Source organism: Methylobacterium sp. NEAU K, assembly GCF_030700285.1.
Classification (GTDB): domain Bacteria; phylum Pseudomonadota; class Alphaproteobacteria; order Rhizobiales; family Beijerinckiaceae; genus Methylobacterium.
On sequence record NZ_JAUYZJ010000011.1, the window covers coordinates 152162 to 164852 of the forward strand.

Annotated in this window: 10 protein-coding genes and 1 pseudogene; 6 read left to right on the forward strand and 5 right to left on the reverse strand. The window is 71.9% G+C overall.

The features are described 5' to 3' along the window. Positions 1–48: 48 nt before the first annotated feature. Positions 49–318 carry a 30S ribosomal protein S15 gene (gene rpsO, locus Q8W67_RS11670; RefSeq protein WP_007560136.1) on the reverse strand — a complete coding sequence of 90 codons (270 nt, stop codon included), beginning with the start codon at positions 316–318 and terminating at the stop codon, positions 49–51. A 261-nt stretch (positions 319–579) separates the two neighbouring features. On the opposite strand from rpsO, the gene Q8W67_RS11675 reads away from it, so the two are divergent. The 3 genes from Q8W67_RS11675 to Q8W67_RS11685 all read left to right on the forward strand — a co-directional run bounded on the left by Q8W67_RS11675 (position 580) and on the right by Q8W67_RS11685 (position 5056). Then, positions 580–2589, forward strand: a complete 2010-nt coding sequence (locus Q8W67_RS11675) for a hypothetical protein (protein WP_305545480.1) — start codon at positions 580–582, stop codon at positions 2587–2589. Next, positions 2582–3202 (forward strand): hypothetical protein, encoded by a 621-nt coding sequence (locus Q8W67_RS11680; protein WP_305545483.1) that lies wholly within the window; start codon positions 2582–2584, stop codon positions 3200–3202. Before Q8W67_RS11675 ends, Q8W67_RS11680 begins: the two co-directional genes overlap by 8 nt. 450 nt (positions 3203–3652) lie before the next feature. Then, positions 3653–5056 (forward strand): amino acid permease, encoded by a 1404-nt coding sequence (locus Q8W67_RS11685; RefSeq protein ID WP_305545533.1) that lies wholly within the window; start codon positions 3653–3655, stop codon positions 5054–5056. Here the strand turns inward: Q8W67_RS11685 and Q8W67_RS11690 are convergent. From Q8W67_RS11690 to Q8W67_RS11705, 4 genes are all read right to left on the reverse strand, one after another. Next, complete coding sequence (locus Q8W67_RS11690; RefSeq protein ID WP_305545486.1) at positions 5040–5450, reverse strand: flagellar biosynthesis protein FlgC; 411 nt, start codon at positions 5448–5450, stop codon at positions 5040–5042. The two genes, Q8W67_RS11685 and Q8W67_RS11690, sit on opposite strands and share 17 nt — an antisense overlap. Before the next feature lie 82 nt (positions 5451–5532). Next, a complete protein-coding gene (locus tag Q8W67_RS11695; protein WP_305545488.1) occupies positions 5533–6393 on the reverse strand; it encodes a formyltransferase family protein in 861 nt (286 codons plus the stop codon). Continuing rightward, positions 6393–7160 (reverse strand): SDR family oxidoreductase, encoded by a 768-nt coding sequence (locus Q8W67_RS11700; RefSeq protein ID WP_305545491.1) that lies wholly within the window; start codon positions 7158–7160, stop codon positions 6393–6395. The genes Q8W67_RS11695 and Q8W67_RS11700 overlap by 1 nt, the downstream gene beginning before the upstream one ends. A 120-nt stretch (positions 7161–7280) precedes the next feature. After that, positions 7281–8588: a capsule biosynthesis protein gene (locus Q8W67_RS11705; RefSeq protein WP_305545494.1), complete on the reverse strand. Its 1308-nt coding sequence runs from the start codon at positions 8586–8588 to the stop codon at positions 7281–7283. A gap of 338 nt (positions 8589–8926) precedes the next feature. Between Q8W67_RS11705 and Q8W67_RS11710 the strand changes: the two genes are divergently transcribed. The 3 genes and pseudogenes from Q8W67_RS11710 to Q8W67_RS11720 form a co-directional block, all read left to right on the forward strand. After that, on the forward strand, positions 8927–10423 hold the full coding sequence (locus tag Q8W67_RS11710) for a capsular biosynthesis protein (protein WP_305545497.1): 1497 nt from the start codon (positions 8927–8929) through the stop codon (positions 10421–10423). A gap of 373 nt (positions 10424–10796) precedes the next feature. After that, positions 10797–12287, forward strand: a complete 1491-nt coding sequence (locus Q8W67_RS11715; RefSeq protein ID WP_305545500.1) for an LTA synthase family protein — start codon at positions 10797–10799, stop codon at positions 12285–12287. A 207-nt stretch (positions 12288–12494) separates the two neighbouring features. Beyond that, positions 12495–12691, forward strand: a pseudogene (locus Q8W67_RS11720) (sugar transporter); the annotation flags it as partial.

Here is a 12691-nt window from a genome sequence, read left to right on the forward strand (position 1 = left end):
CGTAAAACGCGGCCCCGAGCCGGGCTCGGAACCGCGCGGAGTCTCGCCTTAGCGGCGGATGCCGAGACGCTCGATGAGGGCGCGGTAGCGGGCCTCGTCCTTGCGCTTGACGTAGTCGAGCAGCGAGCGGCGCTGCGAGACCATCTTCAGGAGGCCACGGCGGGAATGGTTGTCCTTGCCGTGAGTCTTGAAGTGACCGGTCAGGTTGGTGATCCGCTCGGTGAGGATCGCCACCTGGACCTCGGGGGACCCGGTGTCCTTGGCGTCCTTGCGGTGTTCCTTGATGAGCGCGGTCTTGCGCTCTGCCGTGATCGACATCGCATGCCTTTCGGGTTGTGCTGGTTCGGATGCGGCGCCCCGCTGAAGGGCGCGCGAACTCGGCGTTCGGCCGGTGCCGGGATGTCGTCCAGCACGGTCACAGCGCCAAGCGGCTCAAGCCCCGCCCGGTAACCCGGGCCGGGGCCGCGCGATCCATACACGAAACCGTCGGATATGCCAGCCCCGGGCCAGGCGGCCCCGTCGAGGGAACAGTTAACGCCCGCGTGCTAGGCGAGGCCGGATACGAAGTGCGGTCCGGCGATGAACGGCAGCCTCTCGGACGCGTGCGGCGTCCTCGTCGCGACGCTGCTCGGCGTCCCCCTGATCCTGCTCCCGGGCTATGCGCTGGGCACCGTGACCGGGATCCTGGGGTTTCGCACCCTCTCGACCGGCCGCCGCCTGCTGTGTTCCGCCCTCCTGGGAATCGGCCTGCTGCCGGCCCTCGACAGCCTTCTGGTCCAGGCGACGGGCGTCCCGGCCGCCGCCCTGGCGAACGGCGCGCTCGGCCTGACGGCGCTGGTACCGGCGGCCCGCGCCTTGCGGGGCCGGTTCGACCGGCAGGTCCTGGCGCCGATGCTGGCCCTGGCCGCACTCTGGCTGGGGATCGTGGCGTACGCGCTGATCGATCTCGACACCGGCACCGCCCTGTATCAGCCGGTCACGGTCATCGACCTCGTCAAGCACGCCGCCCTGACCCGCACGATCGCCGAGAGCGGGCTCCCGCCCCTGGACCCGTTCTTCGCCCGGCCGGAACGGGCCGGCTACTACTATTTCTTCTATACGCTCTGCGGGCTGACCGACTGGTCCGGCGGTGCGTTGGTCGACGGGCGTACGGCTTTCGCCGGGGTGGCCTTCTGGACCGGGATCGGCCTGCTCGGCCTGTTCGACCGGCTGCTGGCGGCGACCGGCCTCGTGCGGGATGCGTCCCCGCGCCTCGTACGCAGCGCGACGCTCTTGCTCCTGCCGGCGGCCGGCCTCGACATCCTGCTGGTCGTCAGAAACCGGATCGCCACCGGGATCTGGCTCCCGATACCGGAATGGCTGAACGAGCAGGTCCTGAACTGGCCGGCCTCCCTGGTCTGGGTCCCGCACCACGTCGCAGGGGCGCTGGCGGCCTGGCTCGGGCTCCTGGCGCTCGCCGAGGCCGCCGACGGCGAACGGCCGGGACGGCGGGCGGAAGCCGTCGCAATCGCGGTGGCGGGAACCGCGTTCGCGGCCTGCGCGGGCCTGTCGATCTGGATATGCCTGGGTGCAGTGGCGGCGGCCGGGACCTGGCTGGCGCTCCTCGCCGTCGAGCGCCGCTGGCGCGAGGCGGGCCGGCTCGTCGCGGCCGGCCTCGTCGCCGCCCTCCTGGCCGCGCCCTACCTGCGCGGCCTTCTGGCGAGCCGGACCGAGACCGGGCCGGTCGTCGCGTTCGCGGTCCGGGGCTTCGGTCCCCTGGAAGGGGTGGCCGAGGAGCCCACACTGAGCGTGCTCCGGCTGATCCTGCTGCCGGTCAACTACTATCTCGCCTTCGGGGTGCTGGCGGCCGGCACGCTCCTGTTCTGGCGCGTCGTCCCGCGGCGCGACGCGCATGCCCGCGAGGCGGGGCGGCTGCTGACCATCGTGGCGGCGTCGTCCCTGCTGATCGGAGGCTTCCTGCGCTCGGCGATCCTCTATAACGACCTGGGCTGGCGCGTGGTCCTCCTGGCGCAGGTCGCCGCGCTGGCCTGGTCCGTCGCGGCCCTAGTGCGGCTGGCCGGGGCACGGCTGCGGCTGCCCGGACTGCTCGCAGGGCTGCTCCTGCTCGGATACGCCACGACGCTCTACGGCTTCGCCGGGATGCGCGCCTATCCCGCCGCCGCCAATCCGAAATTCGCATTCCTCAACGGGCGCCCCGACATCGACCGGGACCTGCGCGCGGCCTATGCCTGGGCCGGCGCGCACTTGCCCCGGAATCTCGTGCTGCAGCAATCCCCGGACCCGCCGCGCGTGTTCGACTTCGGCCTCTACGGAGCCCAGCTGGTGGCGGTGGCCGACCGGGAAGCGCGGCTGTTCGGAGCTCCGCCGGAGGCCGTCGCGGCGCGGATCGCGCTGGTCGCGTCGATCTTCGGCGAACCCCTCACCGGAGCCGAGACGCGAGGCCGGGCCAGGGAAGCCGGCATCGGCGCCCTGATCGTCACCGAGCAGGACGCGCCCTGGGGGCACCCGGAATCCTGGGTCTGGCGCACCCGACCCGTCTATGCCGGGCCGCGCGTCCGGATCCTGCGCGTCGAGGATCTCGATGAGTGAGCGCACCCCCTCGCGTACGGGCGACACGCTGCGCTGGCTCGCCGCCCAGGGGGCGCTGCATGCAGGCGCGCTCACCCTCGGCTTCGCCGGTTTCGTGCTGCTGTTCCAGACGGATCTCTGGTCCGGCGTGACGATCCTGTTCTACCGCGGGCTGATCCTGCTGGTGGTCGCCTTCCTGGCCACCCTCGGGGTGACGGCGATGCTGGCCGGAATCGGCCGTCCCTGGGGCCTGCGCCGGCGGGACGCCCTCGGGGCCTGCGTCCTGTCGCTGTCCCTGAACCTCAGCGTCTTCGTGATCTTCCCGGTGACCGTCGACCGCTCGATCAGCGTGTTCCTGCTCGGGCAGATGGCGGCGCAACCCGAGGAAAGCTTCAGCCCCGAGCGGGCGCAGGCGGTGTTCGAATCGGTCTATCTCGGGGCGTTCCGCCAGATCGAGCGACGCCTGGCGGAGCAGAGCGCCTCGGGCAACATCGCCCCGTCCGGGACGGGCTACGTCATCACCCGGCAGGGCTGCGCCTTCATCCGGTTCTCGAGGCTCGTCGCGCGCATCTTCCGAACCGATCCACGGATGGTCGAGGCGCGGCCACCGGCCCCGGCAGAGCCGACGCGCTGACCGGCGACCGAAATTACGCTGCGGCACCGTCCCGGACTGCGGCGGCGAAGCGCTTTCCTCGGACTCGATGCACCAACGGTTGATTGCTCACGACCTGTCGCATGACCGCCCGGCGCTGCCTGCCCGTGGCGGCAGCGGGCCTCGGGATCGGGGTGCCGGAGCCGCGGGCGCCGCGATCGCGTGGGTCCTCGGAGCGCTCCCGAGGCGGCCACGGACACCCGTGAGATCACCAGTACGCTGACGGATATCACGGGCGACGGCCAGGTCATGGGGTCCGAAGCCGGGCGCGTCCTTGCCTCGGTCTGCGATCTGTCGGAGGAGTGCGCGAACCTGCGTGCCGAGGTCGGCCGATTCCTGGCTTCCGGGCGCGCGGCCTGAGGCACCGGCTCGGAACTTGCTCGCCGGGTCCTCAGCCATCCCTTCCGGCGGACGCAGACCGTGAGCCGACACCTGCCCGATCCCGTCGCGATCGTTCGGCCTGAGACCCCGACCCCCGGCAACCCGGATCTGTCCCGGAGCCTCACCGCCCCGGGCCTCGTGGCCATCGGGCTCGGCGCCACGATCGGCGCGGGCATCTTCGTGCTCACCGGGACGGCGGCGGCGCAATATGCGGGCCCGGCGCTGAGCCTGTCCTTCGTGATCGGCGGCGTCGCCTGCGGCTTCGTCGGGCTGTGCTACGCCGAGCTGGCCGCGATGATCCCTGAGGCGGGCTCCACCTACACCTACACCCGCGAGAGCCTGGGCCGTCTGCCCGCCTGGATCATCGGCTGGGACCTCGTGCTCGAATTCGCCATGGCGGCGGCCACGGTGGCGGTCGGTTGGTCCGGCTACGCGCAATCGCTCGCGGCGGATTTCGGCCTGATGCTGCCGCCCGCGCTGTCCGGGGCGCCCGGGGACGGCGGCCTGATCAACCTGCCGGCGGTCGGCATCGTGCTGCTGCTGACCGCACTCCTGACACGCGCGACCCGGGAGGCCTCCCTGGTCAACGGGCTTCTGGTGGCGGCCAAGATCGCCATCATCCTGGCCTTCGTGGGGGTCGGCGCGATGCATATCCAGCCGGACCTCTGGCACCCGTTCGTGCCGCCCAACGCCGGCACGTTCGGCGCCTACGGCTGGAGCGGCGTGTTCCGTGGGGCCGCGGTGGTGTTCTTCGCCTTCATCGGCTTCGAGACCGTCGCGACCGCGGCGGGCGAGTGCCGGGCGCCCCAGCGCGATGCGCCCGTCGGGCTCATCGGGTCGCTGGTGATCACCACGATCCTGTACGTGGCGGTGGCGGCGGTGCTCACCGGGCTGGTGCCCTACCGGGAGCTGGACGTGGCCGACCCGATCGCCAAGGCGATCGACCGCATCGACCTCCCGGGCTTCTCGATGGTGATCAAGGTCGGCGCCCTGCTCGGGCTGACCACCTCGGCGCTCACGGCACTCTACGGGCAGGGCCGGATCTTCTTCGCCATGGCCCGCGACGGGCTGCTCCCCGGCCTCTTCTGCCAGGTCAATTCGGAAACCCGGGCCCCCGTGGCGAGCCAGGTGGTGATCGGGCTGTTCACCGCGGCGGTGGCCGGGCTGGTGCCCATCGACATCCTGGGCGAGATCGTCAGCATCGGCACGCTCCTGGCCTTCTGCCTCGTCTGCGCCACCGTGCTGATCCTGCGCCGGACGGAGCCCGACCGGGAACGGCCGTTCCGCGTGCCGGCGGCGACGCTCGTGGCCGCGCTCGGCATCCTGTCCTGCCTGGTGCTGATGGCCTCGCTGCCGGCCGACACCTGGATCCGCCTCGCGGTCTGGCTGGTGATCGGGCTCGCGATCTATGCCGGCTACGGCCGGCGCAACGCCCGGCTCACCCGAGCAGGTTGAGCGTCGCCTGGGAGAGGGCGTCGATGGAGGCCGAGGCGCTGAGGTTCAGCTCGTAGTTCCGGATCACCCGCTGCAGATCGGCGGACTCGACCGCGACGTTGACGTTCGGCAGCCGGACATAGCCCCGGCTGTCCGCGGCCACGTTGGACGGGTCGTAGCGCCTGCGGAAATCGCTGGTGTCACGGACGATGCGTCCCACCGGGTCGCGCGGGCTGTCGGCGTCGACGGGCCGGAACACGGCGATCTTGCGGGCGTAGGGCGTCCCGCCCGGGGTCGCCGGGGTGGAATCGGCGTTCGCGATGTTCTCGGAGATCGCCCGGATCTGCCCGCCCTGGATCCGCCGGCCGAAGGCCAGCGCGTCGGAGGCCGAGCGGAGGGCGCTGGTATCCGGCATGCGCGTGGACTCGATCGGCGGCGGGAAGAGACCGGACGATCTTTTTCGAAACAGGCTTAAAGGTCGGTTAAGGACGCCGGCCTCACGCGGCCCGGCCCGACAGGCTCACGGCCTCGCGCAGGTCCCGCCCGTCGGTGAGCCGCAGGCCCCGTCGGCGGAGATCGGCCAGCATCGCGCGGTCCGGGAACGGGCAGTAGGGCAGGACCTCGGTGTTCCGGCCCTCGGGCATGCGGCCCGTGCGGGCGATCTCGTCGAGCAGCCGGTCCAGCATCCCGCGCCCATGCGCGTGGAGCGCCACGGCCGCTCCGGTGGCGGTCGTGCCGACGGGCAACCGCACCGCCTCCTGCGCGAGGATCGCGCCGGTATCGATCGTGGCGGCCAGCCGGTGCAGGGTCATGCCGAAGCTGCCCGGCCCCTCGGCCAGCGCGTGGATCGTCGGAACCGGACCGCGATGGCGCGGCAGCAGGCCGGGATGGCCGTTGATGCCGCCGAGGCGCGCCAGCCCGATGGTCCCGGCCTTCAGGATCTGGTCGAAATGGTAGGTCAGGATCAGGTCGGGCGCGCTCTCGCGCAGGGCGCGGGCGACCTCGGGCCCGTTCACGTCGTCGACCGTCAGGGTCGGGATGCCGAGGCGCCGGCACAGGGTCTTGAGCGGGGTGGATTCCGGCGCCTCGCCGCTGCCGGATACCGCCTGGGTCAGGGGCGCCAGGGGGCGTAGCAGGTCCGGCAGGCCGAAATTCACCGCCAGGTAGGGCAGGATCCCGGCGCCGGAGCGCGCGAGATGGCGCCGGACCTGACCGGTCAGGCCGCCGCTCGACGGCCGCTCGGCGTTCGAGAGCCCGACGAAGGCGATGTCGGCGCGGTGGTCGGCCACGAACCGGCGCACCACCCGGGCATTCGGCAGAGCCTCCAGCACGAACAGGGCGATGCGGGCGCGGGCCATCAGCGGCGCGGCCGGCGCTGGAACCGGAAGGCGTAGAGGCCGGCGCGACGGATGCTCTCCGGCAGGAGCAGTACGGTCCGCGCCAGCGCCGCGAGGATGAACGGGAAGGCGATGACGTCGCGATCCGCCGCGATGCCCTTGGCGATGTGCACGGCCGCGTCGTCGGCGCTCATCTCCAGTGGCCGCCAGCCCTTCAGCTCGCCGCCCATCGGGGTCTTCACGTAGCCCGGCGTCACGACGTTGACCTTCACGCCGCGGGGGCCGACCTTCTGGCGCAGGGCGAGCCCGTGGGCGACCAGCGCCGCCTTGGCGCCGCTATAGGCCGGCGCGTCCTGCAGCGGGGCGTAGGCCGCCAGCGAGGACATCAGCGCGATCTGGCCGCGCCCGCGCTTGAGCATCAGGGTCAGGGCGGGCAGCACCACGTTGAGGGAGCCCGTGTAGTTGATGTCGGCGGTCTCGAACGCCGTCTCCTCGGTCTCGACCTCGCCCTTCTGATTGCCGCCGTTCACCGCGGCATTGGCGATGACGAGGTCGAGCGCTCCGGCCGCGTCGGCACGGTGCACGAGCGCGATCGCGGCGGCGCGGTCGCGGGTGTCGAGGCGCGCGGACTCGACTGCGGCTCCGCTGGCGCGGCAATCCCGGGCCACCGTCTCCAGGCGCTCGGTGTTGCGTCCGACGAGGATGAGGCTCACGTCGGCCTGCGCGTAGTGACGTGCGAGGGCGGCGCCGATGCCGCTCGACGCGCCAGTGATCAGAATGCGGGGCATGCGGCGGGTGCTACGCCGCGGAGCGTGGAAAGATCAAGGTCGAGACGGGCGCAGCGGCGTTCAAAGCAACGCCAGGACCGCCGAACTGTTCGGAAAAGCCGACGTCCCGGCCCTCCGACGTCAATAGACCGGCGCGAGTTGACCGTCGCGCTCGTCACCTTCGCGGATCGACCGGGCCGCCGCCAGCATCGAATCGGGCAGGGCGGATTCGATCCGCGGCACCGATCCCGCCACGGCCCGGTCAATCGCCTCCTTGGAGAAGAAGCCGCCATTGACCTGCGTCCGGTGCAGCACGACCCGGCGGAAATCGGCCATCAGGCCCATGTCGGGCGCGGTCGGATCCGTCCAGAACCCGTCGAGGTCGCCCTGATGGGTCAGCCCGGCCATGTTGTAGATCGCGGTACCGACCGCGTGGGTCGGGCGGCCCATCTCCAGGGACAGCATGCCCACCGTCGAGTTGACGATGACGACGCCGCGCGCGCCCTTGATCAAGGTCGGAAGGTCGCCGCCGTCGATGAAGTCGAGGCGGTCGCTGACGCCGTGGCGCCGGGCCGAGGCGCGGGCGAACTTGCGCCAGTTGATCAGGCCGCTGTCCAGCGGGTGCAGCTTCACCAGGAGCCGCGTCGGCGCCGATGACGCGTCGGCGAAGGACTTGATCACCCGGTCCATGAAGCCCTCGACGCCGAGGAACGGCGAGTGGACCCGGATCTGGTAATCGCTGTCGAGCTGGAGCGGCAGCAGGAAGTAGTCGCAGCCGACCGCGCGGTAGATCTCGTCGCAGCGCGCCGCCTCGCGGCGGGTATGGGCGCGCCGGGTGAACTTCTTGATCCAGCCCGCATATTCGGCGGCGATGTGGGTCGGCCGGTGGCTGCGGAAATGCGGATAGAGATAGGGAAACGCGATGTTGGCGATGTTGTAGCCCACGTCCCAGATGCTGCGGCGGGCCATATCGCCGGTGGAGGGCATCGCCCGGCCGGGCTGCGGCAGGCGTCGCGCCAGGGCGCGGACCTCGTCGGCCGTGCGCGGCAGCGTCGAGAACCCGTTCACGCCGCCGAGTTCGCAGGTGATCCAGTTCGGGCGGATGTAGCCCTCCTCGAACACGTGGACGCGCAGGCCGCGGACCTCCGCGATCATGCGAGCGGCCTTGTGGAACGGCCGGCAATCGCCGAACAGCACGATGTCGGTCACGCCTTCGCGGTCGAGATACGCCTCCAGATACGTGCCCCAGGCCTCGCGGCGGCCGCGGTAATTGTCCGCCTTGCCCGTCCAGAACAGCCAGTCGCCGGGGCAGAGATTGATGCGCCGCACATCGTGCCCCCGTGCGCGCAGCGCCTTGCCGAGATCGGAGAAGAACGGAGACGCGATGCCCTGCAGGAACAGAAAGGTCGCGGGGCGGTCGCGGAGGGCGTCGGAGGCGGGCTTCTGCATTCCGCTGCGCTTCTTATCCTTGACCCTTGGCCAGCCTGAGCCGGACCGGAGAGAATGACCAGACGTGGCACGCCGCGTCGCGGCGGGGCAATCCAAGGCCGCGCCGCAGGACGGCGTTTCCGCTCCGGCGTGGCCCGCATGCAACGGTCGCGCTGTTCGCGGCCACGGTTCGGATTGAGCGCCCAATCACGGCGACGATATGTCCAAATCCTTTCCAGGACGTGGCGCGCGCGGCAGATCGCCGAGGTTGTCCACGCGATCCCGGTCATCCCACGCCGGCGAAAATGCGCTACAGGCGGCCCGGACGAGTCAACCGAGCGGAGCCGGGCGCGCAGATCATGTCCCTTGAACCGACCCCGTCGCTCTACGCGACCGGCCGGACGATCCGCCGCCTGCGGGCGGACATCGAGGCCGCGACGGGCCTTGCCTTCGCGCGGGCCCGGCCCGGCGCGGCCGGCGCGGTCTGGGGTGCGCGGAGCCTGCCGGCGCGGCTGCTCGCTCTCGGCGGACGCCGCCGCCTCGTGGTGGCACCGGGACCGCTGCTCAGTCCCTATGACCGGCCGGAGACCGGGTTCTCGTCCCTGCAGATCAGCCTCGACGGCGCGCCGCTCGGCGGGGAGGGCGGCGTCCATTACCTCGATCCCTGGACCCGGCAGCCGATCGACCGCGCGGCCTGCGCCGACCGGGTGGCGTGGCTCGCCGCGCGGTTCGCCGAGAACGACCGGCGGGTGATCTATGTCGGCATGTCGCGCTGGAAGCGGCCGGCCCTGGACGTGCTCGCTGCCGGCCCGGCCGGACGCCCGGTCCACACCATGACGGCCGAGGCCGCGGTCGAGGCGGGCCGGCGCCACGACGGCCGCATCCTCGCCTGGGCGACCCGCGCGCCGGGCCAGCTGGAGGAGGCCTGCGCCCGGGCCGGCCTGCCCCTGGCCCGGGTGGAGGATGGGTTCCTGCGCTCCGTCGGCCTCGGCGCGAGCCTGCAGCCCGGCGCCTCCATCGTGGTCGACGACCTCGGCATCTACTACGACCCGCGCCGGGAGAGCCGCCTGCAGCGCCTGCTGGCCGATTCGACGTTCACCCCAGAGCTGGTGAGCCGGGCCCGGCGCCTGCGCGAGGAGGTCGTGGCGCGCCGCCTCAGCAAGTACAATGTGGGCCTCGACGCCGCCGCCCTCGACTGGCCCTCTGGCCGGCGGATCGTGCTGGTGCCGGGCCAAGTGGAGGACGACGCCTCGGTGCAGCACGGCTCGCCGCTGGTGCGCTCGAACCGGGCCCTGCTGGCGGCGGCGCGGCGGCGCAACCCGGATGCCTTCCTGCTCTACAAGCCCCATCCCGACGTCGAGGCGGGGTTCCGCCCGGGCGTCATTCCGGAAGCCGAGGCGCTCACGCTCGCCGACCGCATCGTGGCGGGGATCAGCATCGTCGACCTGCTGGACCGGGTGCACCATGTCGAGACCATGACGTCGCTCGCAGGGTTCGAGGCACTGATCCGCGGGCTCAGCGTGGCGACCCACGGCCGCCCGTTCTACTCGGGCTGGGGCCTGTCGGAGGATCTGGCGCCAGGGGCCGACCGCGGCCGCAGGCTGACGCTGGACGAGCTGGTGGCCGGCGCGATGATCCTCTATTCGCGCTACCTCGATCCCGTGGCGATGAAGCCGTGCAGCCCCGAGCAGTTGCTCGACCGGCTCAGCGCCGCCCGCGAGGCCGCCCCGCGCAGCGCGCTCTCGATTGGCCGCACGGCCCGCCTCGTCATGCGCGCGCGCTACGGCCTCCTCAATCCGGTCGTGCGGGCGCTGCGCAGCCGGCGCGGCGTCGGCCGCGAGGCCGGGCCGCGCTAGTGGTTGGTCGATCGCCCCGCGTCGGGTTCGGAAGGCTGCACCGTGAGGCCGGGGCTCGCCGCAGGCGCGAGCACGGAATCCGGAGCCGCAGGCTGCGCCGGATCCTGCGGTACAGCCATCCCGGATCGGACGATCGCAGCGGGACCGGATCCGCGGCTCCGCTGCGCGGCACCGGAATGCCGGCGACTTTCCCCGGGTCATCGAGCAATCGTAAGGGGATAGAGTTGGCTGCTGCAACCGCGGTTGAGCAGAGGGCTCTCGAGCTTCCGCATCAGGAACATCCCCGAAACCCTTGTTTCAACGTACCTCCTTGCGCCGGATCGCGCTTCGTTCCGGCGGAGCGCCCGCACGCCCCTCGCCGAGTTCTCGAACCGTGACGACGTTCCTCACCGCCACCGGCCTCGCGCTCGCCCTCTGCCTCGCCCTGGAGGTCTTCGTGGGCGATTCGATCGCACGGGCGAGCCTCGCGCCGCGGGACCTTGCCCTGCGGCTGCTCGGCTACCTGCTGGTCCTGCTGTTCTGGTTCGCATTCTCGTGGCGGCCCTGGCTGGCCGGGCTGACCTGCGTGATCTCCGTCGCGGCGCTGATCTATGTCAGCCGCGCCAAGCGTTCGGTGATCGGCGAGCCGCTCCTGTTCAGCGACTTCGCGCTCCTGCCGCAGGTGCCGCGCCATCCGCAGCTCTACTATATCCCGCCCCTCTGGGATCCGCGGATCTCCGTTCCGGTGATCCTGACCCTCATCGCGACGGTGATCTGGTACCGGACCGAGCCGAGCGTGCTGCCGGGCGCGCCGGTGCCGCGCGTGGCCGCCCTGCTGGGCCTGCCGCTGGCGCTCTGGCTGCTGGTGCGCACCGCACCGCGTCCGCCGCTGGCGGGGCTGGTCACGCTCTGGTTTCCCCGGCCCGACCTGGAGGCGGACGTCGCCCGGGTCGGCCTGCCGGCGAGCCTGCTGGGCTATACGGCCCGGGCCCTGGCCGGCAGCGCCCCGGTGCCCGAGGCGCCCGCGCTGCCGCCCGGGCCGGGCGACGACGTCGTCGTGGTGATCCAGCTCGAATCGTTCATCGACCCGGAGCGCCTCGGTGGCGCGCCGCTGCCCGCCCTGGAGCTGTTCCGCACCCGGGCCGCGCAGTACGGCCGCCTGCGGGTCCCGGCGCACGGCGCCTACACCATGCGCAGCGAGCACGCCGTGCTCACCGGCCGGCCGTCCGACAGCCTCGGCTTCGGCCGGTACGACCCCTATACCTCCCGCAGCGGCGACGAGCCGACGAGCCTCGCCCGGCTGGCCCGGGACCGCGGCTACGGGACCCTGTTCCTGCACCCGTTCCACCGGGATTTCTTCCGCCGGGCGCAGGTGATGCAGGCCTTCGGCTTCACCGATCTGGTGATGAGCGAGGCCTTCGCGGAGGCTCCGCGAGTCGGCCCCTATGTCGGGGACGTGGCCCTGGGCGAGCGGCTGCTGGACGAGGTCCGGGAACGGAGCACGCCGCTGTTCCTGTTCTGCGTCACGATGGAGAACCACGGGCCCTGGAAGCCCGGGCGGCTTCCCGGGATCGACGATCCACAGGCGCAGTACCACCACCACGTGGTCAATACCGGGCGCATGATCGAGGACCTCGTCGCGGGGCTCGACGCCCTGGCGCAAGCGCGCGGCCAGACCGTCACCCTCTGCGTATTCGGCGACCACGCGCCCTCGCTGCCGACCTGCAAGCCAGGCTTCGGCGACCGGACGACCGACTACGCGGTGTTCCGCTTCGGGCGGCCGGCGGTCGTCCCGCGCCGGCTGGACCTCGCCGCCGACGCCCTCGGGCGGGAGCTTCGCTCCACCCTCGCTACCGCATTTGCGGACACGCCCGAAAGCACGTGATAAGGTTAAGCTTACGGGTGCTAAGCGTGACAGTGCCACGCTGGTGACGCATTACCGGCCGATAGCGAGGCCGTCCGAGAAGCGGGTGCCGCGAGGCGCCCGTCCGTTCGACGCGGCCGTTAAAGCGATCGCAGCGTTTGGCGGTCACCATGGATGCCCCGGCCCGAGCCAGCGATGGCCAGGGACCGGCCAGGAGAAATCTCAGTGATGCTGCGTAAGACGGCGCTCACCGCGCTGATGGCCGCCCTCGCGGCAGGCTCCGTGGCTGGCTGCACGTTCCTGCCTGCGGCGGGTCCGACGGCGGGCGCGATCGAGGCGGGCGCGCAGGTCGCGACCGCCGACGGCGGGCTGCTGGCGCGCTACGAGATCATCGACGTCACCCCGGCCGTGGTCGAGGCCCTGCG

Bases quoted from the DNA above. Each gene is read 5' to 3' on its own strand.
- rpsO (WP_007560136.1), bottom strand. From the start codon at position 318: ATGTCGATCACGGCAGAGCGCAAGACCGCGCTCATCAAGGAACACCGC.
- Q8W67_RS11675 (WP_305545480.1), top strand. From the start codon at position 580: ATGAACGGCAGCCTCTCGGACGCGTGCGGCGTCCTCGTCGCGACGCTG.
- Q8W67_RS11680 (WP_305545483.1), top strand. From the start codon at position 2,582: ATGAGTGAGCGCACCCCCTCGCGTACGGGCGACACGCTGCGCTGGCTC.
- Q8W67_RS11690 (WP_305545486.1), bottom strand. From the start codon at position 5,450: ATGCCGGATACCAGCGCCCTCCGCTCGGCCTCCGACGCGCTGGCCTTC.
- Q8W67_RS11695 (WP_305545488.1), bottom strand. From the start codon at position 6,393: ATGGCCCGCGCCCGCATCGCCCTGTTCGTGCTGGAGGCTCTGCCGAAT.
- Q8W67_RS11700 (WP_305545491.1), bottom strand. From the start codon at position 7,160: ATGCCCCGCATTCTGATCACTGGCGCGTCGAGCGGCATCGGCGCCGCC.
- Q8W67_RS11705 (WP_305545494.1), bottom strand. From the start codon at position 8,588: ATGCAGAAGCCCGCCTCCGACGCCCTCCGCGACCGCCCCGCGACCTTT.
- Q8W67_RS11710 (WP_305545497.1), top strand. From the start codon at position 8,927: ATGTCCCTTGAACCGACCCCGTCGCTCTACGCGACCGGCCGGACGATC.